General features: G+C 52.2%; 23 protein-coding genes. 20 read left to right on the top strand and 3 right to left on the bottom strand.

The window, feature by feature from the left end:
- Positions 1 to 2: 2 nt before the first annotated feature.
- The 3 genes from leuB to leuL form a co-directional block, all read right to left on the bottom strand.
- The gene (gene leuB, locus C3D30_RS13915; RefSeq protein WP_105287004.1) at positions 3 to 1094 is read right to left on the bottom strand and encodes a 3-isopropylmalate dehydrogenase; all 1092 of its coding nucleotides are present in this window, start codon (positions 1092 to 1094) and stop codon (positions 3 to 5) included.
- On the bottom strand, positions 1094 to 2665 hold the full coding sequence (gene leuA / locus C3D30_RS13910) for a 2-isopropylmalate synthase (protein WP_000082870.1): 1572 nt from the start codon (positions 2663 to 2665) through the stop codon (positions 1094 to 1096). The genes leuB and leuA overlap by 1 nt, the downstream gene beginning before the upstream one ends.
- A gap of 92 nt (positions 2666 to 2757) precedes the next feature.
- Positions 2758 to 2844: a leu operon leader peptide gene (gene leuL / locus C3D30_RS13905; RefSeq protein WP_001300467.1), complete on the bottom strand. Its 87-nt coding sequence runs from the start codon at positions 2842 to 2844 to the stop codon at positions 2758 to 2760.
- Positions 2845 to 3502: 658 nt separating this feature from the next.
- Between leuL and leuO the strand changes: the two genes are divergently transcribed.
- From leuO to ftsZ, 20 genes are all read left to right on the top strand, one after another.
- Complete coding sequence (gene leuO / locus C3D30_RS13900; protein WP_010345415.1) at positions 3503 to 4447, top strand: transcriptional regulator LeuO; 945 nt, start codon at positions 3503 to 3505, stop codon at positions 4445 to 4447.
- 317 nt (positions 4448 to 4764) lie between these two features.
- Complete coding sequence (ilvI, locus tag C3D30_RS13895; RefSeq protein ID WP_105287003.1) at positions 4765 to 6489, top strand: acetolactate synthase 3 large subunit; 1725 nt, start codon at positions 4765 to 4767, stop codon at positions 6487 to 6489.
- A gap of 2 nt (positions 6490 to 6491) precedes the next feature.
- Positions 6492 to 6983: an acetolactate synthase small subunit gene (gene ilvN / locus C3D30_RS13890; protein ID WP_010355142.1), complete on the top strand. Its 492-nt coding sequence runs from the start codon at positions 6492 to 6494 to the stop codon at positions 6981 to 6983.
- A gap of 11 nt (positions 6984 to 6994) precedes the next feature.
- Positions 6995 to 7081 (top strand): fruR/shl operon leader peptide, encoded by an 87-nt coding sequence (locus tag C3D30_RS20385; protein WP_123058462.1) that lies wholly within the window; start codon positions 6995 to 6997, stop codon positions 7079 to 7081.
- Between the two features lie 81 nt (positions 7082 to 7162).
- Positions 7163 to 8167: a catabolite repressor/activator gene (gene cra / locus C3D30_RS13885; protein WP_000762401.1), complete on the top strand. Its 1005-nt coding sequence runs from the start codon at positions 7163 to 7165 to the stop codon at positions 8165 to 8167.
- 601 nt (positions 8168 to 8768) lie between these two features.
- Positions 8769 to 9227 carry a division/cell wall cluster transcriptional repressor MraZ gene (mraZ, locus tag C3D30_RS13880; protein WP_000488288.1) on the top strand — a complete coding sequence of 153 codons (459 nt, stop codon included), beginning with the start codon at positions 8769 to 8771 and terminating at the stop codon, positions 9225 to 9227.
- A 1-nt stretch (position 9228) separates the two neighbouring features.
- The gene (gene rsmH / locus C3D30_RS13875; protein ID WP_105287002.1) at positions 9229 to 10170 is read left to right on the top strand and encodes a 16S rRNA (cytosine(1402)-N(4))-methyltransferase RsmH; all 942 of its coding nucleotides are present in this window, start codon (positions 9229 to 9231) and stop codon (positions 10168 to 10170) included.
- The gene (ftsL, locus tag C3D30_RS13870; protein ID WP_000625658.1) at positions 10167 to 10532 is read left to right on the top strand and encodes a cell division protein FtsL; all 366 of its coding nucleotides are present in this window, start codon (positions 10167 to 10169) and stop codon (positions 10530 to 10532) included. The genes rsmH and ftsL overlap by 4 nt, the downstream gene beginning before the upstream one ends.
- A gap of 15 nt (positions 10533 to 10547) precedes the next feature.
- On the top strand, positions 10548 to 12314 hold the full coding sequence (gene ftsI, locus C3D30_RS13865; protein WP_000642204.1) for a peptidoglycan glycosyltransferase FtsI: 1767 nt from the start codon (positions 10548 to 10550) through the stop codon (positions 12312 to 12314).
- Positions 12301 to 13788 (top strand): UDP-N-acetylmuramoyl-L-alanyl-D-glutamate--2,6-diaminopimelate ligase, encoded by a 1488-nt coding sequence (gene murE, locus C3D30_RS13860; protein ID WP_105287001.1) that lies wholly within the window; start codon positions 12301 to 12303, stop codon positions 13786 to 13788. Before ftsI ends, murE begins: the two co-directional genes overlap by 14 nt.
- Positions 13785 to 15143, top strand: coding sequence for a UDP-N-acetylmuramoyl-tripeptide--D-alanyl-D-alanine ligase (gene murF, locus C3D30_RS13855; protein WP_105287000.1), 1359 nt, complete (start codon positions 13785 to 13787; stop codon positions 15141 to 15143). Before murE ends, murF begins: the two co-directional genes overlap by 4 nt.
- Positions 15137 to 16219, top strand: coding sequence for a phospho-N-acetylmuramoyl-pentapeptide-transferase (gene mraY, locus C3D30_RS13850; RefSeq protein ID WP_000964122.1), 1083 nt, complete (start codon positions 15137 to 15139; stop codon positions 16217 to 16219). The genes murF and mraY overlap by 7 nt, the downstream gene beginning before the upstream one ends.
- Before the next feature lie 2 nt (positions 16220 to 16221).
- Positions 16222 to 17538, top strand: a complete 1317-nt coding sequence (gene murD, locus C3D30_RS13845) for a UDP-N-acetylmuramoyl-L-alanine--D-glutamate ligase (RefSeq protein WP_000796425.1) — start codon at positions 16222 to 16224, stop codon at positions 17536 to 17538.
- Complete coding sequence (gene ftsW / locus C3D30_RS13840; protein ID WP_010345404.1) at positions 17538 to 18782, top strand: cell division protein FtsW; 1245 nt, start codon at positions 17538 to 17540, stop codon at positions 18780 to 18782. The genes murD and ftsW overlap by 1 nt, the downstream gene beginning before the upstream one ends.
- Complete coding sequence (gene murG, locus C3D30_RS13835; RefSeq protein WP_000016579.1) at positions 18779 to 19846, top strand: undecaprenyldiphospho-muramoylpentapeptide beta-N-acetylglucosaminyltransferase; 1068 nt, start codon at positions 18779 to 18781, stop codon at positions 19844 to 19846. Before ftsW ends, murG begins: the two co-directional genes overlap by 4 nt.
- 53 nt (positions 19847 to 19899) lie before the next feature.
- Positions 19900 to 21375, top strand: a complete 1476-nt coding sequence (gene murC / locus C3D30_RS13830; RefSeq protein WP_001096081.1) for a UDP-N-acetylmuramate--L-alanine ligase — start codon at positions 19900 to 19902, stop codon at positions 21373 to 21375.
- A complete protein-coding gene (gene ddlB / locus C3D30_RS13825) occupies positions 21368 to 22288 on the top strand; it encodes a D-alanine--D-alanine ligase (protein WP_000130076.1) in 921 nt (306 codons plus the stop codon). Before murC ends, ddlB begins: the two co-directional genes overlap by 8 nt.
- Position 22289: 1 nt before the next feature.
- Positions 22290 to 23120: a cell division protein FtsQ gene (gene ftsQ, locus C3D30_RS13820; RefSeq protein ID WP_000075731.1), complete on the top strand. Its 831-nt coding sequence runs from the start codon at positions 22290 to 22292 to the stop codon at positions 23118 to 23120.
- A complete protein-coding gene (ftsA, locus tag C3D30_RS13815; protein WP_000588474.1) occupies positions 23117 to 24379 on the top strand; it encodes a cell division protein FtsA in 1263 nt (420 codons plus the stop codon). Before ftsQ ends, ftsA begins: the two co-directional genes overlap by 4 nt.
- Before the next feature lie 60 nt (positions 24380 to 24439).
- Positions 24440 to 25591, top strand: coding sequence for a cell division protein FtsZ (gene ftsZ / locus C3D30_RS13810; RefSeq protein ID WP_000462777.1), 1152 nt, complete (start codon positions 24440 to 24442; stop codon positions 25589 to 25591).
- The last annotated feature ends 47 nt before the right edge of the window (positions 25592 to 25638 follow it).

The following is a 25638-nucleotide window of genomic DNA, read 5'->3' as shown; positions in this document are numbered from 1 at the left end:
GATTACACCCCTTCAGCCACATAGCGGGCAATGATATCGCCCATTTCATCGGTACTAACGGCGGCAGCACCACGGGCTAAATCTCCGGTGCGAATGCCTTCTTCTAATGCGCGGTTAATGGCGCGTTCAATGGCGGAAGCCGCATCATCGGCATCCAGGCTGTAGCGCAGCAGCAGCGCCAGCGACAGAATTTGCGCAATCGGGTTGGCGATATTTTTGCCTGCGATATCTGGTGCCGAGCCGCCCGCCGGTTCATACAGTCCAAAACCTTGCTCGTTCAGGCTGGCGGAAGGCAACATGCCCATCGAGCCAGTGATCATTGCGCATTCATCAGAAAGAATGTCGCCAAACAGGTTGGAGCACAGCAGAACGTCAAACTGCGATGGATCTTTAATCAGCTGCATGGTGGCGTTGTCGATGTACATATGCGCCAGTTTGACATCCGGGTATTCAATGGCGATCTCGTTAACGATCTCCCGCCATAAAATAGAGGATTGCAGCACGTTGGATTTATCGATTGAGGTAACTTTGTGGCGACGCTTGCGGGCAGATTCAAACGCGATGCGGGCAATACGCTCGATCTCAAAACGGTGGTACACCTCGGTATCAAACGCTTTTTCATATTGTCCGCTACCTTCGCGGCCTTTGGGCTGACCGAAATAGATGCCGCCAGTCAGTTCGCGCACACACAGGATGTCGAAGCCGTTAGCGGCAATGTCTGCGCGCAGCGGGCAGAACGCTTCCAGCCCCTGATACAGTTTTGCCGGACGCAGGTTGCTGAATAATTTGAAGTGCTTACGCAAAGGCAACAGCGCGCCGCGTTCTGGTTGCTGGTCTGGTGGTAAATGTTCCCACTTCGGGCCACCAACTGAGCCAAACAGCACAGCATCGGCTTGCTCACAACCTTCAACCGTCGCAGGTGGCAGTGGCTGCCCGTGGTTATCAATGGCTGCGCCGCCTACATCGTAATGGCTGGTGGTGATGCGCATCGCAAAGCGGTTACGCACGGCGTCCAGCACTTTCAGCGCCTGGGTCATCACTTCCGGCCCGATCCCATCTCCGGGCAATACGGCAATATGGTAATTCTTCGACATCACACGGTTTCCTTGTTGTTTTCGTTGTGTTGAGCTTTGCGTTGCAACTCTTTTTCGACTTCTGCGGCGCGCCAGATATTGTTCAGCACGTGTACCATCGCTTTGGCGGAGGACTCGACAATATCGGTAGCCAGGCCGACGCCGTGGAAGCGGCGACCGTTGTAGTTGGCAACAATATCCACCTGACCCAGCGCATCTTTACCGTGGCCTTTGGCGGTCAGGCTGTATTTCACAAGTTCGACGTTATAGTCAGTGATGCGGTTAATTGCCTGGTAGACGGCATCGACCGGACCGTTACCATTGGCGGCTTCCGCTTTTACTTCCTCGCCACAGACCAGTTTGACGGCAGCGGTGGCGATATCGTTAGAACCAGACTGCACGCTGAAGTAATCCAGACGGAAATGCTCCGGTTCTTCTTGCTGTTTACCGATGAAGGCCAGCGCCTCCAGGTCGTAATCAAACACCTGACCTTTCTTATCTGCCAGCTTCAGAAACGCGTCGTACAGGTTGTCTAAATTATATTCACTTTCTTTATATCCCATCTCATCCATGCGGTGTTTCACCGCCGCACGACCGGAACGAGAGGTCAAATTCAACTGGATTTGGTTCAGACCAATAGATTCTGGTGTCATGATTTCGTAATTTTCGCGATTTTTCAGCACGCCATCCTGGTGAATGCCGGAGGAGTGCGCGAACGCACCGCTGCCGACAATGGCTTTGTTTGCCGGAATCGGCATATTACAAATCTGGCTAACTAACTGGCTGGTGCGCCATATTTCCTGGTGATTAATGGCGGTGTGGACGTTGAGGATATCCTTACGTACCTTGATCGCCATGATCACTTCTTCCAGCGAACAGTTACCGGCACGCTCGCCGATCCCGTTCATCGCGCCTTCTACCTGCCGCGCGCCGGCATGTACCGCCGCCAGTGAGTTGCCGACCGCCAGACCCAAATCATCGTGGGTATGTACGGAAATAATGGCTTTATCGATGTTGGGTACGCGTTCATACAGGCCGCTGATGATTCCGGCGAACTCAAACGGCATGGTGTAGCCCACGGTATCCGGAATGTTGATGGTGGTGGCACCGGCGTTAATCGCCGCTTCGACCACTCGCGCCAGGTCGGCAATCGGTGTGCGTCCGGCATCTTCGCAAGAAAATTCAACATCATCGGTGTAATTACGTGCGCGTTTCACCATATAAATAGCGCGTTCGATCACCTCATCCAGCGTGCTGCGCAGCTTGGTGGCGATGTGCATTGGGGAGGTGGCAATAAAGGTATGAATACGGAAGGCTTCGGCGACTTTCAGAGATTCGGCCGCTACGTCGATATCTTTTTCCACGCAGCGGGCTAACGCACATACGCGGCTGTTTTTAACCTGGCGGGCGATGGTTTGCACTGATTCAAAATCGCCCGGCGAAGAGACGGGGAAACCGACTTCCATCACGTCAACCCCCATACGCTCAAGACCCAGCGCAATTTGCAGTTTTTCTTTCACACTCAAGCTTGCCTGTAACGCCTGTTCACCGTCGCGCAATGTGGTATCGAAAATAATGACTTGCTGGCTCATGGTTTGGGTCCTTGTCTCTTTTAGAGCGCCTCGCTTCGGGCATAAAAAAACCCGCGCAATGGCGCGGGTTTTTTGTTTGACTGCGTGCTGGCTTAATGCTGAATGCCGCTCACTCGTCTACCGCGCAAAGAAGATGCGTTTAGTAGTAGTAGACCGATAAAGCGAACGATGTGAGTCATTAAATCAGCTCCAGATGAATGCGATATGCTTTTAGAGTTACTGGATACAAAAACGGATGTCAACCCTGATGCAACAAAAACGTCCCGCCAGCATGAGTTTTGCATGAGTTGAATTAGCTAATTGTGCTGCGCGGGTTTAAACAGTCGATATTAATTTCTGCTTAACTACACATTCCTTTCATTGGTGGACATACTTCAGAATAATTTATGGCATTTAATCAATGAGGTAAGAAGGAGGGAAATTTATTCGTTACCCTGTCTATCCTGATGATTTGTATTGAATTATATTTTGAGTGAATGTTTTGATATTGATTTTATGAATATTATTGATCGATTAATGTTAAGGATTAATGCATCAAATATATAAATTAATTATTAAATGCGCACGTTTAATCCATTTTTTGGATGATTGAGTATTCGCGGGAGTTATGATTAGATTGTTTTCGCAACAAAAACATTATGGATTATTATGCTGTGGTGAATGACTCTGCGCACGGCAATGGATTCTGTTTTTATCAGAACCCGTATCTTTATGTTTTCCTAATTTTACGCATTTTTCTTTTTCTTATTTTATATGCATGGTAAATCATATTTTTCAGGATTATTTCTCTGCATTCCAATAAGGGAAAGGGAGTTAAGTGTGACAGTGGAGTTAACTATGTCAGAGGTAAAAACAGATCATCCAGAAATTGCGGAGTTAAGCAAGCCACAGCTACGCATGGTCGATCTAAACTTATTAACCGTTTTCGATGCCGTGATGCAGGAGCAGAACATTACCCGTGCCGCGCATGTTCTGGGTATGTCGCAACCAGCGGTCAGTAACGCTGTTGCACGCCTGAAGGTGATGTTTAATGACGAACTGTTTGTTCGTTATGGGCGTGGTATCCAACCGACTGCCCGCGCTTTTCAACTTTTTGGCTCTGTACGTCAGGCGCTGCAATTAGTGCAAAACGAATTACCCGGTTCAGGTTTTGAGCCGGCCAGCAGCGAACGTGTATTCCATCTTTGCGTTTGCAGCCCGTTAGATAGCATTCTGACCTCGCAGATTTATAATCACATTGAGCAAATCGCGCCAAATATTCATGTGATATTCAAGTCTTCATTAAACCAGAACACCGAACATCAGCTACGTTATCAGGAAACGGAGTTCGTTATTAGTTATGAAGACTTCCATCGTCCTGAATTTACCAGCGTGCCATTATTTAAAGATGAAATGGTACTGGTAGCCAGCAAGAACCATCCGACTATTAAAGGACCATTACTGAAACATGACGTTTATAACGAACAACATGCGGCAGTTTCGCTCGATCGTTTCGCGTCGTTTAGTCAACCGTGGTACGACACAGTAGATAAACAAGCCAGTATCGCGTATCAGGGCATGGCAATGATGAGCGTCCTTAGCGTGGTGTCGCAAACCCATCTGGTTGCTATTGCGCCGCGTTGGCTGGCTGAAGAGTTCGCTGAGTCCTTAGAGTTACAGGTATTACCGCTGCCATTAAAACAAAATAGCAGAACCTGTTATCTCTCCTGGCATGAGGCTGCCGGGCGTGATAAAGGCCATCAATGGATGGAAGAGCAATTAGTCTCTATTTGTAAACGTTAAGCAAAGGCAGAATAAATCAGGCGCGTAGTTCTGGTTTATTCTGCATTTTTTATTAAATGTAGAATTTTATTCTGAATACATGTTTGCCCTGATTTTAGAAATAATGAAAAAATAGAGAAATTGCTGTAACTGGTCGAATTTGACCGATTTATTATCAATTCTGTCCGCCATTCTGGATTATTTTATCGTTTATTTTCTCCTTTCCTCCTGTTTATTCTTATTTCTTCACGCTTGTGACTCTGCTTGTCAATTGCTTAAGCAAGATCGGACGGTTAATGTGTTTTACACACTTTTTCCGCCAAACAGTGAGGCAAGCCATGGAGATGTTGTCTGGAGCCGAGATGGTCGTCCGATCGCTTATCGATCAGGGCGTTAAGCAAGTATTCGGTTATCCCGGAGGCGCGGTCCTTGATATTTACGATGCATTGCATACCGTGGGCGGTATTGATCACGTATTAGTTCGTCATGAGCAGGCAGCGGTACATATGGCCGATGGCCTGGCGCGCGCGACCGGAGAAGTGGGCGTTGTGCTGGTGACATCGGGTCCTGGAGCCACCAACGCAATTACCGGTATCGCCACCGCCTATATGGACTCCATTCCGCTGGTTATCCTTTCCGGGCAGGTGGCAACCTCGCTGATAGGTTACGATGCCTTTCAGGAGTGTGACATGGTGGGAATTTCCCGGCCGGTGGTTAAACACAGTTTTCTGGTTAAGCAAACGGAAGACATTCCGCAGGTGCTGAAAAAGGCTTTCTGGCTGGCGGCAAGCGGGCGTCCTGGTCCGGTGGTGGTTGATTTACCGAAAGATATTCTTAATCCGGCGAACAAATTACCTTACGTCTGGCCGGAATCGGTCAGTATGCGCTCGTATAACCCGACAACGTTGGGTCATAAAGGGCAGATTAAACGTGCACTACAAACGCTGGCTGTGGCGAAAAAACCGGTCGTTTACGTAGGCGGTGGCGCAGTGACTGCGGCTTGCCATCAACAACTCAAACAGATTATTGAGCAACTTAATCTTCCTGTCGTCTCGTCATTAATGGGATTAGGCGCGTTTCCGGCAACGCATCGTCAGGCGCTGGGAATGCTGGGAATGCACGGCACTTACGAAGCCAATATGACAATGCATAATGCCGATGTCATTTTTGCGGTTGGCGTACGCTTTGATGATCGCACTACTAACAATCTGGCAAAGTACTGCCCAAATGCGACGGTGTTACATATTGATATCGATCCAACCTCTATCTCAAAAACCGTGACCGCCGACATCCCGATCGTTGGCGATGCGCGGCTGGTGTTGGATCAAATGCTGGAGTTGCTGGCACAAGAAACGGCTCACCAACCGTTGGATGAAATCCGTGATTGGTGGCAGAAAATTGAACAGTGGCGCGCTCGCCAGTGCCTTAAATACGACACTCGGAGCGAAAAGATTAAACCGCAGGCAGTGATCGAGACACTCTGGCGACTGACGAAGGGGGACGCTTACGTTACGTCCGACGTCGGGCAGCACCAGATGTTCGCCGCACTTTATTATCCTTTCGACAAACCGCGTCGCTGGATCAACTCCGGTGGCCTTGGCACCATGGGTTTTGGTTTACCTGCGGCACTGGGCGTCAAAATGGCGCTGCCGGAAGAAACTGTGGTCTGCGTTACTGGCGACGGCAGTATTCAGATGAATATTCAGGAGCTGTCTACAGCCTTGCAATACGAGCTTCCGGTGCTGGTGGTGAATCTTAATAACCGCTATCTGGGGATGGTGAAACAGTGGCAGGACATGATCTATTCCGGCCGTCATTCACAATCTTATATGCAATCTCTGCCAGATTTCGTCCGCCTGGCAGAAGCCTATGGTCATGTTGGTATCCAGATTTCGCGCCCGGATGAGCTGGAAAGTAAACTTGGCGAGGCGCTGGAACAGGTACGAAATAATCGCCTGGTATTTGTTGATGTCACCGTCGATGGCAGTGAGCACGTTTATCCGATGCAGATTCGCGGGGGCGGAATGGATGAAATGTGGTTAAGCAAAACGGAGAGAACCTGATTATGCGCCGGATATTATCAGTATTACTCGAAAATGAATCAGGCGCGTTATCCCGCGTGATCGGCCTTTTTGCCCAGCGTGGCTATAACATTGAAAGCCTGACCGTTGCGCCAACCGACGATCCGACATTATCGCGTATGACCATCCAGACCGTGGGCGATGAAAAAGTGCTTGAGCAGATCGAAAAGCAATTACACAAGCTGGTCGATGTGTTGCGCGTGAGCGAGCTGGGGCAGGGTGCGCACGTTGAGCGGGAGATTATGCTGGTGAAAATTCAGGCCAGCGGCTATGGACGTGACGAAGTGAAACGCAATACGGAAATATTTCGTGGGCAAATCATTGATGTCACGCCTTCGCTTTATACCGTTCAACTGGCAGGCACCAGCGATAAACTCGATGCATTTTTAGCATCGATTCGCGATGTGGCGAAAATTGTTGAAGTTGCCCGCTCTGGCGTCGTCGGTCTTTCGCGCGGCGATAAAATAATGCGTTGAGAATGATCTCAATGCGCAATTTGCAGCCCAATAAGTCACGTTGGGCTTTTTTTGCGAATTTAGTAGGAACCTGGAATAAAAGCAGTTGCCGCAGTTAATTTTCTGCGCTTAGATGTTAATGAATTTAATCCATACCATTACAATAGTTATGGTTTTTACATTTTACGCAAGGGGCAATTGTGAAACTGGATGAAATCGCTCGGCTGGCGGGAGTGTCGCGGACCACTGCAAGCTATGTTATTAACGGCAAAGCGAAGCAATACCGTGTGAGCGACAAAACCGTTGAGAAAGTCATGGCAGTGGTGCGTGAGCACAATTACCACCCGAATGCCGTGGCGGCTGGGCTTCGTGCTGGACGCACACGTTCTATTGGTCTTGTTATCCCCGATCTTGAGAACACAAGTTATACCCGCATTGCTAACTATCTTGAACGCCAGGCGCGTCAACGCGGTTATCAGCTACTCATTGCTTGTTCCGAAGATCAGCCAGACAACGAAATGCGTTGTATTGAGCATCTTTTACAACGTCAGGTCGATGCCATCATTGTTTCGACTTCGCTGCCGCCAGAGCATCCTTTCTATCAACGCTGGGCTAATGACCCGTTCCCGATTGTCGCGCTGGATCGCGCCCTCGATCGTGAACATTTCACCAGCGTGGTTGGTGCCGACCAGGATGATGCTGAAATGTTGGCGGAAGAGTTACGTAAGTTTCCGGCCGAAACGGTACTTTATCTTGGCGCGCTGCCGGAGCTTTCTGTCAGCTTCCTGCGTGAGCAGGGTTTCCGTACTGCCTGGAAAGATGATCCGCGCGAAGTGCATTTCCTTTATGCCAATAGCTATGAGCGGGAAGCTGCTGCCCAGTTATTCGAAAAATGGCTGGAAACGCATCCGATGCCGCAGGCGCTGTTCACTACCTCTTTTGCATTGTTGCAGGGAGTGATGGATGTCACGCTGCGCCGCGATGGTAAACTGCCTTCCGATCTGGCGATTGCCACCTTTGGCGATAACGAATTGCTCGACTTCTTACAATGTCCTGTGCTGGCAGTGGCTCAGCGTCATCGGGATGTCGCAGAGCGCGTGCTGGAGATTGTCCTGGCGAGTCTGGATGAGCCGCGTAAGCCAAAACCAGGTTTAACGCGCATCAAACGAAATCTCTATCGTCGCGGCGTCCTCAGCCGTAGCTAAACGTTAAACAAAAAATGATGCGCTGGTTGATTGCGGCTGGCGCATTGAGTACGTAATTGGACATCAATATCCTTTATGTAAATAAGACTATTCCTGACTATTATCCATAAGACCTTCTAAATATCTCACCAATTAACTTCATTCGATGTGCTTAATGATAATTAAGTCGTAACGATGGATTGCAATTGCATTATTTTGTTACATGCAAATCGGCAATTGCCGATTAAACAAACACTTTTCTAATCTTTTACGCAAAGTCGCTGGCGTCAGGCATGGCGCGTGCGCAACAGGGACTGTTATCCGGGGGCGATATGTCCTAAAATGCCGCTCGCGTCGCAAACTGACACTTTATATTTTCATTAAGGAAAAAGAAGTCGTTTTTAAAACGGTAATGATGAGTGGGATTTTTTCTTACAACTATTCATAACGTTAATTTGCTTCGTTCGTTGGGCGATTTTTAAACAATGCAGATATTAGTCGTAAACATCGGGTTTTTTGCTTCGGTAAGGAATGTTCCTGGCTTGACAAGCTTTTCCTCCGCTCCGTAAACTCCTTTTAGTGGGAATTTGTGGGATAAAGTGGTAATTGGGAGAAGACTGGCATGTTCCGGGGAGCAACGTTAGTCAATCTCGACAGTAAAGGGCGCTTATCGGTGCCCACCCGTTATCGGGAAGAGCTGCTCGGGAACGCTGCCGGTCAAATGGTGTGTACCATTGACATTCATCACCCATGTCTGCTGCTTTACCCCCTTCCTGAATGGGAAATTATCGAGCAAAAATTATCGCGTCTGTCGAGCATGAACCCGGTTGAGCGCCGTGTGCAGCGCCTTCTGTTAGGTCATGCCAGCGAATGTCAGATGGATGGCGCAGGTCGATTGTTAATCGCGCCAGTACTGCGGCAACATGCCGGGCTGACAAAAGAAGTGATGTTGGTTGGACAGTTCAATAAGTTTGAGCTGTGGGATGAAACAACCTGGCATCAACAAGTCAGGGAAGATATCGACGCAGAACAGTTGGCTACCGAAAACTTATCGGAGCGGCTGCAGGACTTGTCTCTATAAAATGATGGAAAACTATAAACATACTACGGTGCTGTTGGATGAAGCCGTAAATGGCCTCAATATCCGTCCTGACGGTATCTACATTGATGGAACTTTTGGTCGCGGTGGTCACACACGTCTGATCCTCTCGCAGCTTGGCGAAGAGGGGCGTTTGCTGGCGATCGATCGCGACCCGCAGGCTATTGCCGTTGCGAAGACTATTGATGATCCGCGCTTCTCCATCATACATGGACCTTTCTCCGCGCTGGGCGAATACGTCGCCGAGCGTGATCTTATCGGCAAGATTGATGGCATTCTCCTCGATCTTGGCGTCTCTTCACCGCAACTCGATGATGCTGAACGCGGTTTTTCCTTTATGCGCGATGGCCCGCTGGACATGCGTATGGATCCGACGCGCGGTCAATCCGCTGCTGAATGGCTACAAACTGCCGAAGAAGCCGATATCGCCTGGGTATTAAAAACGTATGGCGAGGAGCGTTTCGCTAAACGCATTGCGCGCGCCATTGTCGAGCGTAACCGTGAACAGCCGATGACCCGTACCAAAGAACTGGCGGAAGTCGTTGCTGCCGCAACGCCGGTGAAGGACAAATTCAAACATCCTGCGACCCGTACCTTCCAGGCGGTGCGCATCTGGGTAAACAGTGAACTGGAGGAGATAGAGCAGGCGCTAAAAAGCTCGCTCAACGTGTTGGCGCCAGGTGGGCGGCTTTCGATCATCAGTTTTCATTCGCTGGAAGACCGTATTGTGAAACGCTTTATGCGTGAAAACAGTCGTGGTCCGCAAGTACCGGCAGGATTACCGATGACTGAAGAGCAGCTCAAAAAACTGGGTGGCCGTCAGTTGCGAGCATTAGGCAAGTTGATGCCGGGCGAAGAAGAGGTGGCAGAGAACCCTCGTGCCCGTAGTTCAGTTCTGCGTATTGCAGAGAGGACGAACGCATGATCAGCAGAGTGACAGAAGCTCTAAGCAAAGTTAAAGGATCGATGGGAAGCCACGAACGCCATGCCTTGCCTGGCGTCATCGGTGACGATCTTTTGCGATTTGGGAAGCTGCCACTCTGCCTGTTCATTTGCATTATTTTGACGGCGGTGACTGTGGTGACCACAGCACACCATACCCGTTTGCTGACCGCTCAGCGCGAACAACTGGTGCTGGAGCGAGACGCTTTAGACATTGAATGGCGCAACCTGATTCTTGAAGAGAACGCGCTCGGCGACCATAGCCGGGTGGAAAGGATCGCTACGGAGAAGCTGCAAATGCAGCATGTCGATCCATCACAAGAAAATATCGTAGTGCAAAAATAAGGATAAACGCGACGCATGAAAGCAGCGGCGAAAACGCAGAAACCAAAACGTCAGGAAGAACATGCCAACTTTATCAGTTGGCGTTTTGCGTTGTTATGCGGCTGTATTTTACTGGCGCTGGCTTTTCTGCTCGGGCGCGTAGCGTGGTTACAGGTTATCTCCCCGGATATGTTGGTGAAAGAGGGCGACATGCGTTCTCTTCGCGTTCAACAAGTATCCACCTCACGCGGCATGATTACTGACCGCTCTGGTCGCCCATTAGCGGTAAGTGTGCCGGTAAAAGCGATCTGGGCTGACCCAAAAGAAGTGCATGACGCTGGCGGTATCAGCGTCGGTGACCGCTGGAAGGCGCTGGCTAACGCGCTTAACATTCCACTGGATCAGCTCTCAGCCCGCATTAACGCCAACCCGAAAGGACGCTTTATTTATCTGGCGCGTCAGGTAAACCCTGACATGGCGGACTACATCAAAAAACTGAAACTGCCGGGGATTCATCTGCGTGAAGAGTCTCGCCGTTACTATCCGTCCGGCGAAGTGACCGCTCACCTCATCGGCTTTACCAACGTCGATAGCCAGGGGATTGAGGGCGTCGAGAAGAGTTTCGATAAATGGCTTACCGGGCAACCTGGTGAACGTATTGTGCGTAAAGACCGCTACGGTCGCGTAATTGAAGATATTTCTTCTACCGACAGCCAGGCGGCGCACAACCTTGCGCTGAGTATTGATGAACGCCTGCAGGCGCTGGTTTATCGCGAACTGAACAACGCGGTGGCCTTTAACAAGGCGGAATCCGGTAGTGCCGTGCTGGTGGATGTCAACACTGGCGAAGTGCTGGCGATGGCTAACAGCCCGTCATACAACCCCAACAATCTGAGTGGCACGCCAAAAGAGGCGATGCGTAACCGTACCATCACCGACGTCTTTGAACCAGGTTCAACCGTCAAGCCGATGGTGGTGATGACCGCGTTGCAGCGCGGCGTGGTGCGAGAAAACTCAGTACTGAATACCGTTCCTTATCGAATTAACGGCCACGAAATCAAAGACGTGGCGCGCTACAGCGAATTAACCCTGACCGGGGTATTACAGAAGTCGAGTAACGTCGGTGTTTCCAAGCTGGCGTTAGCGATGCCGTCCTCAGCGTTAGTAGATACTTACTCACGTTTTGGACTGGGAAAAGCGACCAATTTGGGGTTGGTCGGAGAACGCAGTGGCTTATATCCTCAAAAACAACGGTGGTCTGACATAGAGAGGGCCACCTTCTCTTTCGGCTACGGGCTAATGGTAACACCGTTACAGTTAGCGCGAGTCTACGCAACTATCGGCAGCTACGGCATTTATCGCCCGCTGTCGATTACCAAAGTTGACCCCCCGGTTCCCGGTGAACGAGTCTTCCCGGAATCCATTGTCCGCACCGTGGTGCATATGATGGAAAGCGTGGCGCTACCGGGCGGCGGCGGCGTGAAGGCGGCGATTAAAGGCTATCGTATCGCTATTAAAACCGGTACTGCGAAAAAGGTCGGGCCGGACGGTCGCTACATCAATAAATATATTGCTTATACCGCAGGCGTTGCGCCTGCGAGTCAGCCGCGCTTCGCGCTGGTTGTTGTTATCAACGATCCGCAGGCGGGTAAATACTACGGCGGCGCCGTTTCCGCGCCGGTCTTTGGTGCCATCATGGGCGGCGTATTGCGCACCATGAACATCGAGCCGGATGCGCTGACAACGGGTGATAAAAATGAATTTGTGATTAATCAAGGCGAGGGGACAGGTGGCAGATCGTAATTTGCGCGACCTTCTTGCTCCGTGGGTGCCAGACGCACCTTCGCGAGCACTGCGAGAGATGACACTCGACAGCCGTGTGGCTGCGGCGGGCGATCTCTTTGTAGCTGTAGTAGGTCATCAGGCGGACGGGCGTCGATATATCCCGCAGGCGATAGCGCAAGGTGTGGCTGCCATTATTGCAGAGGCGAAAGATGAGGCGACCGACGGTGAAATCCGTGAAATGCACGGCGTACCGGTCATCTATCTCAGCCAGCTCAATGAGCGTTTATCTGCACTGGCGGGCCGCTTTTACCATGAACCCTCTGACAATTTACGTCTCGTGGGCGTAACGGGCACCAACGGCAAAACCACGACTACCCAGCTTCTGGCGCAGTGGAGCCAACTGCTTGGCGAAACCAGCGCGGTAATGGGCACTGTTGGTAACGGCCTGCTGGGGAAAGTCATCCCGACGGAAAATACCACCGGATCGGCAGTTGACGTTCAGCATGAGCTGGCGGGGCTAGTGGATCAGGGCGCGACTTTTTGCGCGATGGAAGTTTCCTCCCACGGACTGGTACAGCACCGTGTGGCGGCATTGAAATTTGCGGCGTCGGTCTTTACCAACTTAAGCCGCGATCACCTTGATTATCATGGTGATATGGAACACTACGAAGCCGCGAAATGGTTGCTTTATTCTGAACATCATTGCGGTCAGGCGATTGTTAACGCTGATGATGAAGTGGGTCGCCGCTGGCTGGCAAAACTACCAGACGCGGTTGCGGTGTCGATGGAAGACAATATCAATCCGAACTGTCACGGCCGTTGGCTGAAAGTGACCGATGTGAACTATCACGACAGCGGTGCGACTATCCGCTTCACCTCAAGCTGGGGCGATGGCGAAATAGAAAGTCGCCTGATGGGCGCTTTTAACGTCAGCAACCTGATGCTGGCGCTGGCGACACTGCTGGCGCTGGGTTATCCGCTGGCCGATCTGCTAAAAACCGCCGCACGTCTGCAACCGGTTTGCGGACGTATGGAAGTGTTCACTGCGCCAGGCAAACCGACGGTGGTGGTGGATTACGCTCACACGCCAGATGCGTTGGAAAAAGCCTTACAGGCGGCGCGTCTGCACTGTGCGGGCAAGCTGTGGTGCGTCTTCGGCTGCGGCGGCGATCGTGATAAAGGCAAGCGTCCACTGATGGGCGCAATTGCCGAAGAGTTTGCTGACGTGGCGGTGGTGACGGACGATAACCCGCGTACCGAAGAACCGCGCGTCATCATCAACGATATTCTGGCGGGAATGTTAGATGCCGGACATGCCAAAGTGATGGAAGGCCGCGCTGAAGCGGTGACTTGCGCCGTTATGCAGGCTAAAGAGAATGATGTGGTGCTGGTCGCGGGCAAAGGCCATGAAGATTACCAGATTGTTGGCAACCAGCGTCTGGACTACTCCGATCGTGTCACGGTGGCGCGTCTGCTGGGGGTGATCGCATGATTAGCGTAACCCTTAGCCAACTGGCGAACATTCTCAACGGTGAACTGCAAGGGGCAGATATCACCCTTGATGCCGTAACGACTGACACCCGTAAACTGACGCCGGGCTGCCTGTTTGTTGCCCTGAAAGGCGAACGTTTCGATGCCCATGATTTTGCCGACCAGGCGAAAGCTGGCGGCGCGGGCGCGCTGCTGGTTAGCCGTCCGCTGGACATCGAGCTGCCACAGTTAATCGTCAAGGATACGCGTCTGGCGTTTGGTGAACTGGCTGCATGGGTTCGCCAGCAAGTTCCGGCGCGCGTGGTTGCTCTGACCGGTTCCTCCGGCAAAACCTCTGTGAAAGAGATGACGGCGGCGATTTTAAGCCAGTGCGGGAAGACGCTTTATACGGCTGGCAACCTCAACAATGACATCGGCGTGCCGATGACGCTGCTGCGCTTAACGCCAGAATACGACTACGCAGTCATTGAACTTGGTGCGAACCATCAGGGCGAAATTGCCTGGACAGTAAGCCTGACCCGCCCGGAAGCCGCGCTGGTCAACAACCTGGCGGCGGCGCATCTGGAAGGCTTCGGTTCTTTGGCGGGCGTGGCAAAAGCGAAAGGCGAAATCTTTACCGGCCTGCCGGAAAACGGTATCGCCATTATGAATGCCGACAACAACGACTGGCTGAACTGGCAAAGCGTGATTGGCTATCGCAAAGTGTGGCGTTTCTCACCCAATGCCGCCAACAGTGATTTTACCGCCACCAATATTCATGTGACCTCGCACGGTACTGAATTTACGCTGCAAACTCCAACGGGTAGCGTCGATGTCCTGCTGCCGCTGCCGGGGCGTCACAATATTGCGAATGCATTGGCTGCTGCGGCGCTCTCCATGTCCGTGGGCGCAACGCTTGATGCCATCAAAGCAGGGCTGGCAAATCTACAGGCTGTTCCTGGCCGTTTGTTCCCCATCCAACTGGCGGAAAACCAGTTGCTGCTCGACGACTCCTACAACGCTAACGTCGGCTCCATGACCGCCGCTGTTCAGGTTCTGGCTGAGATGCCGGGCTACCGTGTACTGGTCGTTGGCGATATGGCGGAACTGGGGGCTGAAAGCGAAGCCTGCCATGTACAGGTGGGCGAAGCGGCAAAAGCTGCCGGTATTGACCGTGTATTAAGCGTGGGAAAACAAAGTCATGCTATTAGTACCGCCAGCGGTGTGGGCGAACATTTTGCTGATAAAACTGCGTTAATTACGCGTCTTAAATCACTGATTGCTGAGCAACAGGTAATTACGGTTTTAGTTAAGGGTTCACGTAGTGCTGCCATGGAAGAGGTAGTACGCGCTTTACAGGAGAATGGGACATGTTAGTTTGGCTGGCCGAACATTTGGTCAAATATTATTCCGGCTTTAACGTCTTTTCCTATCTGACGTTTCGCGCCATCGTCAGCCTGCTGACCGCGCTGTTCATCTCATTGTGGATGGGGCCGCGCATGATTGCTCATCTGCAAAAACTCTCCTTTGGTCAGGTGGTGCGTAACGATGGCCCGGAATCGCACTTTAGCAAGCGCGGTACGCCGACCATGGGCGGGATTATGATCCTGACAGCGATTGTGATCTCCGTACTGCTGTGGGCTTACCCGTCTAACCCGTATGTCTGGTGCGTACTGGTAGTGCTGGTCGGCTACGGCATCATTGGCTTCGTTGATGACTATCGCAAAGTCGTGCGTAAAGACACCAAAGGGTTGATCGCACGTTGGAAGTATTTCTGGATGTCGGTCATTGCGCTGGGTGTTGCTTTCGCTTTGTACCTTGCCGGGAAAGACACGCCAGCAACGCAACTGGTTGTACCGTTCTTTAAAGATGTGATGCCGCAGTTAGGTTTGTTCTACATCCTGCTGGCCTACTTCGTTATTGTCGGCACCGGTAACGCGGTAAACCTGACCGATGGTCTTGATGGCCTGGCGATTATGCCGACCGTATTTGTCGCTGGTGGTTTTGCGCTGGTGGCGTGGGCGACCGGCAACATGAACTTTGCCAGCTATTTACACATACCGTATCTGCGACATGCAGGGGAACTGGTCATTGTCTGCACCGCGATAGTCGGGGCAGGGCTGGGATTCCTGTGGTTTAACACCTATCCGGCGCAGGTCTTTATGGGTGACGTAGGTTCGCTGGCATTAGGCGGCGCGTTGGGCATTATCGCCGTACTGCTGCGTCAGGAATTCCTGCTGGTGATTATGGGCGGCGTGTTTGTCGTCGAAACCCTGTCGGTTATTTTGCAAGTCGGCTCCTTTAAACTGCGCGGGCAACGTATTTTCCGCATGGCGCCGATTCATCACCACTATGAACTGAAAGGCTGGCCGGAACCGCGCGTCATTGTACGTTTCTGGATTATTTCGCTGATGCTGGTCCTGATTGGTCTGGCAACGCTGAAGGTACGTTAATCATGGCTGATTACCTGGGTAAAAATGTCGTCATTATCGGCCTGGGCCTCACCGGGCTTTCTTGCGTGGACTTTTTCCTTGCTCGCGGCGTGACGCCGCGCGTAATGGATACGCGTATGACACCGCCAGGCCTGGATAAATTACCCGAAGCGGTGGAGCGTCATACTGGCGGTCTCAATGATGAATGGCTGATGGCGGCAGATCTGATTGTCGCCAGCCCCGGTATTGCGCTGGCGCATCCTTCCTTAAGCGCCGCTGCCGATGCGGGAATTGAAATTGTTGGCGATATCGAACTGTTCTGCCGCGAAGCACAAGCGCCTGTCGTGGCGATCACCGGTTCTAACGGCAAAAGCACTGTCACCACCTTAGTGGGGGAAATGGCGAAAGCAGCAGGCGTTAACGTTGGCGTGGGTGGCAACATTGGCCTGCCAGCATTGATGCTGCTGGATGCTGAGTGCGAGCTGTACGTGCTGGAACTGTCAAGCTTCCAGCTGGAAACGACATCCAGCTTACAGGCGGTGGCGGCGACGATTCTGAACGTGACTGAAGATCATATGGATCGCTATCCATTTGGTTTACAGCAGTATCGTGCGGCAAAACTGCGTATTTACGAAAACGCAAAAGTTTGCGTGGTTAATGCCGATGATGCCTTAACGATGCCGATTCGCGGTGCGGATGAACGTTGCGTCAGCTTCGGCGTCAATATGGGTGACTATCACCTGAATCATCAGCAGGGTGAAACCTGGCTGCGGGTGAAAGGCGAGAAAGTGTTGAACGTGAAAGAGATGAAACTTTCCGGGCAGCATAACTACACCAATGCGCTGGCAGCACTGGCGCTGGCTGATGCCGCAGGTTTACCGCGTGCCAGCAGCCTGAAAGCGTTAACCACGTTTACCGGTCTGCCGCATCGCTTTGAAGTGGTGCTGGAGCATAACGGTGTGCGCTGGATTAACGATTCGAAAGCGACCAATGTCGGCAGTACCGAAGCGGCGCTGAATGGCCTGCACGTAGACGGCACGCTGCATTTGTTGCTGGGCGGCGATGGTAAATCGGCAGACTTCAGCCCACTGGCGCGCTATCTGAATGGCGATAACGTGCGTCTGTATTGTTTCGGTCGTGATGGCGCACAGTTGGCGGCGTTACGCCCGGAAGTGGCAGAGCAAACCGAAACTATGGAACAGGCGATGCGCTTGCTGGCTCCGCGTGTTCAGCCGGGAGATATGGTTCTGCTCTCCCCGGCCTGTGCCAGCCTTGATCAGTTCAAGAACTTTGAACAACGAGGCAATGAGTTTGCCCGTCTGGCGAAGGAGTTAGGTTGATGCGTTTATCTCTCCCTCGCCTGAAAATGCCGCGCCTGCCAGGATTCAGTATCCTGGTCTGGATCTCCACGGCGCTAAAGGGCTGGGTGATGGGCTCGCGGGAAAAAGATACCGACAGCCTGATCATGTACGATCGCACCTTGCTGTGGCTGACCTTCGGCCTCGCGGCGATTGGCTTTATCATGGTGACCTCGGCGTCAATGCCCATAGGGCAACGCTTAACCAACGATCCGTTCTTCTTCGCGAAGCGTGATGGCGTCTATCTGATCCTGGCGTTCATTCTGGCGATCATTACGCTGCGTCTGCCGATGGAGTTCTGGCAACGCTACAGTGCTACGATGCTGCTCGGATCAATCATCCTGTTGATGATCGTGCTGGTGGTGGGTAGCTCGGTTAAAGGGGCATCGCGTTGGATCGATCTTGGCTTGCTGCGTATCCAGCCAGCTGAACTGACCAAGCTGTCGCTGTTTTGCTATATCGCCAACTATCTGGTGCGCAAAGGCGATGAAGTGCGTAACAACCTGCGCGGCTTCCTGAAACCGATGGGCGTGATTCTGGTGTTGGCCGTGTTGCTGCTGGCACAGCCTGACCTTGGTACGGTGGTGGTGTTGTTTGTGACTACGCTGGCGATGCTGTTCCTGGCTGGGGCGAAATTGTGGCAGTTCATCGCCATTATTGGCATGGGGATTTCAGCGGTTGTGTTGCTGATCCTCGCCGAACCGTACCGTATTCGTCGTGTTACCGCATTCTGGAACCCGTGGGAAGATCCTTTCGGCAGCGGCTATCAGCTGACGCAATCGCTGATGGCGTTTGGTCGCGGCGAACTGTGGGGACAAGGTTTAGGTAACTCGGTACAAAAACTGGAGTATCTGCCGGAAGCGCACACTGACTTTATTTTCGCCATTATCGGCGAAGAACTGGGGTATATCGGTGTGGTGCTGGCGCTTTTAATGGTATTCTTCGTCGCTTTTCGCGCGATGTCGATTGGTCGTAAAGCGTTAGAAATTGACCATCGTTTTTCCGGTTTTCTCGCCTGTTCAATTGGCATCTGGTTTAGTTTCCAGGCGCTGGTTAACGTCGGCGCTGCGGCGGGGATGTTACCGACCAAAGGTTTGACATTGCCGCTCATCAGTTACGGTGGTTCGAGCTTACTGATTATGTCGACAGCCATCATGATGCTGTTGCGTATTGATTATGAAACGCGTCTGGAGAAAGCGCAGGCGTTTGTACGAGGTTCACGATGAGTGGTCAAGGGAAGCGATTAATGGTGATGGCAGGCGGTACTGGCGGACATGTGTTCCCGGGGCTTGCGGTTGCGCATCATTTAATGACCCAGGGGTGGCAAGTTCGCTGGCTGGGTACTGCCGATCGTATGGAAGCGGACTTAGTGCCGAAGCACGGTATCGAGATCGACTTTATTCGTATCTCTGGTTTGCGCGGCAAGGGTATTAAAGCGTTACTCGCAGCTCCGTTGCGTATCTTTAACGCCTGGCGTCAGGCGCGGGCGATTATGAAAGCGTATAAACCTGACGTGGTGCTCGGTATGGGCGGCTACGTTTCAGGCCCAGGAGGTCTGGCAGCGTGGTCGTTAGGTATTCCGGTCGTACTTCATGAACAAAACGGTATTGCGGGCTTAACCAATAAATGGCTGGCGAAGATTGCGACCAAAGTGATGCAGGCGTTTCCAGGCGCTTTCCCTAATGCGGAAGTGGTGGGTAATCCTGTTCGTACCGATGTGCTGGCGCTGCCGTTGCCGCAGCAACGTCTGGCTGGACGTGAAGGTCCGGTTCGTGTGTTGGTAGTGGGTGGTTCTCAGGGCGCACGCATTCTTAACCAGACAATGCCGCTGGTTGCAGCAAAGCTGGGCGATTCAGTCACTATCTGGCATCAGAGTGGCAAAGGTTCGCAACAATCCGTTGAACAGGCGTATGCCGAAGCGGGGCAACCGCAGCATAAAGTGACGGAATTTATTGATGATATGGCAGCGGCGTATGCGTGGGCGGATGTCGTCGTTTGCCGCTCCGGTGCGTTGACGGTGAGTGAAATCGCTGCGGCGGGGTTACCAGCATTGTTTGTGCCGTTTCAGCATAAAGACCGCCAGCAATACTGGAATGCGTTACCGCTGGAAAAAGCGGGCGCAGCCAAAATTATCGAGCAGCCACAGCTTACCGTGGATGCTGTCGCCAACACCCTGGCCGGGTGGTCGCGAGAAACCTTATTAACCATGGCAGAACGCGCCCGTGCTGCATCCATACCGGATGCCACCGAGCGAGTGGCAAATGAAGTGAGCCGGGCTGCCCGGGCGTAATTGTGGCGATGCCTTTTGCATCGCATGAATTTGAGAAGTTAATGGCGTAAAGAATGAATACACAACAATTGGCAAAACTGCGTTACATCGTGCCCGAAATGCGTCGCGTTCGGCACATTCACTTTGTCGGCATCGGTGGTGCCGGTATGGGCGGTATTGCCGAAGTTCTGGCCAATGAAGGGTATCAGATCAGTGGTTCAGATTTAGCGCCAAATCCGGTTACGCAGCAGTTAATGAACCTGGGAGCGACTATTTACTTCAACCATCGCCCGGAAAACGTGCGCGACGCCAGCGTGGTCGTTGTTTCCAGTGCAATTTCTGCCGACAACCCTGAGATTGTTGCCGCTCATGAAGCGCGTATTCCGGTGATCCGTCGCGCGGAAATGCTGGCTGAGTTAATGCGTTTTCGTCATGGCATCGCCATTGCCGGAACGCATGGCAAAACGACAACCACCGCGATGGTTTCCAGCATCTATGCGGAAGCGGGTCTCGATCCAACTTTCGTTAACGGTGGGCTGGTAAAAGCGGCTGGCGTTCATGCGCGTTTAGGGCATGGCCGCTACCTGATTGCCGAAGCAGATGAGAGCGATGCATCGTTCCTGCATCTGCAACCCATGGTGGCGATTGTCACCAATATCGAAGCCGACCATATGGATACCTACCAGGGCGACTTTGAGAATTTAAAACAGACCTTTATTAATTTTCTGCACAACCTGCCGTTTTACGGTCGTGCGGTAATGTGTGTTGACGATCCGGTGATCCGCGAATTGTTACCGCGCGTGGGGCGTCAGATCACGACTTACGGCTTCAGCGAAGATGCCGATGTGCGTGTAGAAGATTACCAGCAGATTGGCCCGCAGGGGCATTTTACGCTGCTGCGCCAGGACAAAGAGCCGATGCGCGTTACCCTGAACGCGCCTGGTCGTCATAATGCGCTGAACGCGGCGGCTGCGGTTGCGGTTGCTACGGAAGAGGGGATTGACGACGATGCTATTCTGCGTGCGCTGGAGAGCTTCCAGGGAACCGGTCGTCGCTTCGATTTCCTCGGTGAATTCCCGCTGGAGCCGGTCAACGGTAAAAGCGGTACAGCAATGCTGGTTGATGACTACGGTCACCATCCGACCGAAGTGGACGCCACCATAAAGGCGGCTCGTGCAGGCTGGCCGGATAAAAACCTGGTAATGCTGTTTCAGCCGCACCGTTTTACCCGTACTCGCGACCTGTATGACGATTTTGCCAATGTACTGACTCAGGTTGATACCCTGTTGATGCTGGAAGTTTATCCGGCAGGTGAAGCACCGATTCCGGGAGCGGATAGCCGTTCGCTGTGCCGCACGATTCGTGGACGTGGGAAAATTGATCCTATTCTGGTGCCAGATCCGGCGCAGGTAGCCGAGATGTTAGCACCAGTATTAACCGGTAACGACCTGATTCTCGTGCAGGGTGCGGGTAATATTGGAAAAATTGCCCGTTCTTTAGCTGAAATCAAACTGAAGCCGCAAACTCCGGAGGAAGAACAACATGACTGATAAAATCGCGGTTCTGTTGGGCGGAACCTCCGCAGAGCGGGAAGTTTCTCTGAATTCTGGCGCTGCTGTGTTAGCCGGGCTGCGCGAAGGCGGCGTCGATGCACATCCTGTTGACCCGAAAGAAGTTGACGTGACGCAACTGAAATCGATGGGATTTCAGAAAGTATTTATCGCTCTGCACGGGCGCGGCGGTGAAGACGGCACATTGCAGGGGATGCTTGAGCTGATGGGACTGCCTTATACCGGCAGCGGAGTGATGGCATCTGCGCTTTCAATGGATAAACTACGCAGCAAACTGCTGTGGCAAGGTGCCGGTTTACCGGTCGCTCCGTGGGTGGCGTTAACCCGCGCAGAGTTTGAAAAAGGCCTTAACGATAAGCAGTTAGCCGAAATTTCTGCCCTGGGTTTACCATTAATCGTTAAGCCGAGCCGCGAAGGTTCCAGCGTGGGAATGTCAAAAGTAGTAGCAGAAAATGCTCTACAAGATGCATTAAGATTGGCATTTCAGCACGATGAAGAAGTATTGATTGAAAAATGGTTAAGTGGGCCGGAGTTCACGGTTGCGATACTCGGTGAAGAAATTTTACCGTCAATACGTATTCAACCCGCCGGAACCTTCTATGATTATGAGGCGAAGTATCTCTCTGATGAGACACAGTATTTCTGCCCCGCAGGTTTAGAAGCGGCACAAGAGGCCAATTTGCAGGCATTAGTGCTGAAAGCATGGACGACTTTAGGTTGTAAAGGATGGGGGCGTATTGACGTCATGCTGGACAGCGATGGACAGTTTTATCTGCTGGAAGCCAATACCTCTCCGGGTATGACCAGCCACAGTCTGGTGCCGATGGCGGCACGTCAGGCAGGCTTAAGCTTCTCGCAGTTGGTAGTACGAATTCTGGAACTGGCGGACTAATATGTCGCAGGCTGCTCTGAACACGCGAAACAGTGAAGAAGAAATTTCTTCTCACCGCAATAATGGAACGCGTCTGGCGGGGATACTTTTCCTGCTGACGGTTTTAACGACTGTGTTGGTGAGCGGCTGGGTCGTGTTGGGCTGGATGGAAGATGCGCAACGCCTGCCGCTCTCAAAGCTGGTGTTGACCGGTGAACGCCATTACACGCGTAATGACGATATCCGGCAGTCGATCCTGGCATTGGGTGAGCCGGGTACTTTTATGACTCAGGATGTCAACATCATCCAGACGCAAATTGAACAACGCCTGCCGTGGATTAAGCAGGTGAGCGTCAGAAAGCAGTGGCCTGATGAATTGAAGATTCATCTGGTTGAATATGTGCCGATTGCGCGGTGGAATGATCAACATATGGTAGACGCCGAAGGAAACACCTTCAGCGTGCCGCCAGATCGCACCAGCAAGCAGGTGCTCCCGATGTTGTATGGCCCGGAAGGCAGCGCCAATGAAGTGCTGCAAGGTTATCGCGAAATGGGGCAAATGCTGGCAAAGGACAGATTTACTCTGAAGGAAGCGGCAATGACCGCGCGGCGTTCCTGGCAGTTGACGCTGAATAACGATATTAAGCTCAACCTTGGCCGGGGCGATACGATGAAACGTTTGGCTCGCTTTGTAGAACTTTATCCGGTTTTACAGCAGCAGGCGCAAACCGATGGCAAACGGATTAGCTACGTTGATTTGCGTTATGACTCTGGAGCGGCAGTTGGCTGGGCGCCCTTGCCGCCGGAGGAATCTACTCAGCAACAAAATCAGGCACAGGCAGAACAACAATGATCAAGGCGACGGACAGAAAACTGGTAGTAGGACTGGAGATCGGCACCGCGAAGGTTGCCGCTTTAGTAGGGGAAGTTCTGCCCGACGGTATGGTCAATATCATTGGTGTGGGCAGCTGCCCGTCACGTGGTATGGATAAAGGCGGGGTTAACGACCTCGAATCTGTGGTCAAATGCGTACAACGCGCTATTGACCAGGCAGAATTGATGGCTGATTGCCAGATCTCTTCGGTATACCTGGCGCTTTCTGGTAAGCACATCAGCTGCCAGAATGAAATTGGTATGGTGCCCATTTCTGAAGAAGAAGTGACGCAAGAAGATGTGGAAAACGTCGTCCATACCGCGAAATCGGTGCGTGTGCGCGATGAGCATCGTGTGCTGCATGTGATCCCGCAAGAGTATGCCATTGATTATCAGGAAGGGATCAAAAATCCGGTAGGACTTTCGGGCGTACGAATGCAGGCAAAAGTGCACCTGATCACATGTCACAACGATATGGCGAAAAACATCGTCAAAGCGGTTGAACGTTGTGGGCTGAAAGTTGACCAACTGATATTTGCCGGACTGGCATCAAGTTATTCGGTATTGACGGAAGACGAACGTGAATTGGGAGTCTGCGTCGTCGATATCGGTGGTGGTACAATGGATATCGCCGTTTATACCGGTGGGGCATTGCGCCACACCAAGGTAATTCCTTATGCTGGCAATGTGGTGACCAGTGATATCGCCTATGCCTTTGGCACGCCGCCAAGCGACGCCGAAGCGATTAAAGTTCGCCATGGCTGCGCGTTGGGTTCCATCGTCGGTAAAGATGAGAGCGTGGAAGTGCCGAGCGTAGGTGGGCGACCACCGCGTAGTCTGCAACGTCAGACGCTGGCGGAGGTGATTGAGCCACGGTATACCGAGTTGCTCAACCTGGTCAACGAAGAGATATTGCAGCTGCAGGAAAAGCTTCGCCAACAAGGCGTGAAACATCACCTGGCGGCGGGCATTGTATTAACCGGTGGCGCGGCGCAGATCGAAGGACTTGCCGCCTGCGCTCAGCGCGTGTTTCATACGCAGGTGCGTATTGGCGCGCCGCTGAATATCACCGGTTTAACTGATTATGCTCAGGAGCCGTATTACTCGACGGCTGTGGGATTGCTTCACTACGGGAAAGAGTCACATCTTAACGGTGAAGCGGAAGTAGAAAAACGTGTTACAGCATCAGTTGGCTCGTGGATCAAGCGACTCAATAGTTGGCTGCGAAAAGAGTTTTAATTTTTATGAGGTCGACGGTGATTACGGCCTCAGGCGACAGGCACATATCGGAGAGAAACTATGTTTGAACCAATGGAACTTACCAACGACGCGGTGATTAAAGTCATCGGCGTCGGCGGCGGCGGCGGTAATGCTGTTGAGCACATGGTGCGTGAGCGCATTGAAGGTGTTGAATTTTTCGCGGTAAATACCGATGCACAGGCGCTGCGTAAAACGGCGGTTGGGCAGACGATTCAGATCGGTAGTGGTATCACCAAAGGACTGGGAGCTGGCGCTAATCCAGAAGTTGGCCGTAATGCGGCTGATGAGGATCGCGATGCACTGCGTGCGGCGCTGGAAGGTGCAGACATGGTATTTATTGCAGCAGGTATGGGGGGTGGTACTGGTACAGGTGCTGCGCCGGTCGTTGCTGAAGTGGCAAAAGATTTGGGTATCCTGACCGTTGCTGTCGTGACTAAGCCTTTCAACTTTGAAGGCAAGAAGCGTATGGCCTTCGCGGAGCAGGGGATCACTGAATTGTCCAAGCATGTGGACTCATTGATCACCATCCCGAACGACAAACTGCTGAAAGTGCTGGGGCGTGGTATCTCCCTGCTTGATGCGTTTGGCGCCGCGAACGATGTGCTGAAAGGCGCAGTTCAGGGTATCGCCGAACTGATTACTCGTCCGGGTCTGATGAACGTGGACTTTGCAGACGTACGTACCGTGATGTCTGAAATGGGCTACGCAATGATGGGTTCTGGCGTGGCGAGCGGTGAAGATCGTGCGGAAGAAGCGGCTGAAATGGCTATCTCTTCTCCGCTGCTGGAAGACATCGACCTGTCTGGTGCGCGCGGCGTGCTGGTTAACATCACAGCGGGCTTCGACCTGCGTCTGGATGAGTTCGAAACCGTAGGTAACACCATCCGTGCATTTGCTTCGGATAACGCAACTGTGGTTATCGGTACTTCTCTTGACCCGGATATGAACGACGAACTGCGTGTAACCGTGGTTGCAACAGGTATCGGCATGGACAAACGTCCTGAAATCACTCTGGTGACCAATAAACAAGTTCAGCAGCCAGTGATGGATCGTTACCAGCAGCATGGTATGGCACCGCTGACGCAAGAGCAGAAACCGGTAGCTAAAGTGGTGAACGACAATACGCCGCAAACCGCGAAAGAGCCGGATTATCTGGATATCCCTGCTTTCCTGCGTAAGCAAGCTGACTAAGATTAAGCTGGAATTTGGGTTACCAGGCTCTTTGTGCTAAACTGGCC

The sequence above is a fragment of the Escherichia sp. MOD1-EC5433 genome (assembly GCF_002966005.1).
Taxonomy (GTDB): domain Bacteria; phylum Pseudomonadota; class Gammaproteobacteria; order Enterobacterales; family Enterobacteriaceae; genus Escherichia; species Escherichia ruysiae.
This window is presented reverse-complemented; position numbering and strand designations above follow the sequence as displayed.

Coding starts and splice junctions, on each gene's coding strand:
- mraY (WP_000964122.1), top strand. CDS start 15,137: ATGTTAGTTTGGCTGGCCGAACATTTGGTCAAATATTATTCCGGCTTT.
- ilvI (WP_105287003.1), top strand. CDS start 4,765: ATGGAGATGTTGTCTGGAGCCGAGATGGTCGTCCGATCGCTTATCGAT.
- murD (WP_000796425.1), top strand. CDS start 16,222: ATGGCTGATTACCTGGGTAAAAATGTCGTCATTATCGGCCTGGGCCTC.
- ftsQ (WP_000075731.1), top strand. CDS start 22,290: ATGTCGCAGGCTGCTCTGAACACGCGAAACAGTGAAGAAGAAATTTCT.
- ddlB (WP_000130076.1), top strand. CDS start 21,368: ATGACTGATAAAATCGCGGTTCTGTTGGGCGGAACCTCCGCAGAGCGG.
- rsmH (WP_105287002.1), top strand. CDS start 9,229: ATGATGGAAAACTATAAACATACTACGGTGCTGTTGGATGAAGCCGTA.
- leuB (WP_105287004.1), bottom strand. CDS start 1,094: ATGTCGAAGAATTACCATATTGCCGTATTGCCCGGAGATGGGATCGGG.
- C3D30_RS20385 (WP_123058462.1), top strand. CDS start 6,995: ATGCGCAATTTGCAGCCCAATAAGTCACGTTGGGCTTTTTTTGCGAAT.
- murG (WP_000016579.1), top strand. CDS start 18,779: ATGAGTGGTCAAGGGAAGCGATTAATGGTGATGGCAGGCGGTACTGGC.
- ftsL (WP_000625658.1), top strand. CDS start 10,167: ATGATCAGCAGAGTGACAGAAGCTCTAAGCAAAGTTAAAGGATCGATG.
- ftsW (WP_010345404.1), top strand. CDS start 17,538: ATGCGTTTATCTCTCCCTCGCCTGAAAATGCCGCGCCTGCCAGGATTC.
- leuO (WP_010345415.1), top strand. CDS start 3,503: ATGTCAGAGGTAAAAACAGATCATCCAGAAATTGCGGAGTTAAGCAAG.
- mraZ (WP_000488288.1), top strand. CDS start 8,769: ATGTTCCGGGGAGCAACGTTAGTCAATCTCGACAGTAAAGGGCGCTTA.
- ftsI (WP_000642204.1), top strand. CDS start 10,548: ATGAAAGCAGCGGCGAAAACGCAGAAACCAAAACGTCAGGAAGAACAT.
- ftsA (WP_000588474.1), top strand. CDS start 23,117: ATGATCAAGGCGACGGACAGAAAACTGGTAGTAGGACTGGAGATCGGC.
- murC (WP_001096081.1), top strand. CDS start 19,900: ATGAATACACAACAATTGGCAAAACTGCGTTACATCGTGCCCGAAATG.
- murF (WP_105287000.1), top strand. CDS start 13,785: ATGATTAGCGTAACCCTTAGCCAACTGGCGAACATTCTCAACGGTGAA.
- ftsZ (WP_000462777.1), top strand. CDS start 24,440: ATGTTTGAACCAATGGAACTTACCAACGACGCGGTGATTAAAGTCATC.
- leuA (WP_000082870.1), bottom strand. CDS start 2,665: ATGAGCCAGCAAGTCATTATTTTCGATACCACATTGCGCGACGGTGAA.
- ilvN (WP_010355142.1), top strand. CDS start 6,492: ATGCGCCGGATATTATCAGTATTACTCGAAAATGAATCAGGCGCGTTA.
- leuL (WP_001300467.1), bottom strand. CDS start 2,844: ATGACTCACATCGTTCGCTTTATCGGTCTACTACTACTAAACGCATCT.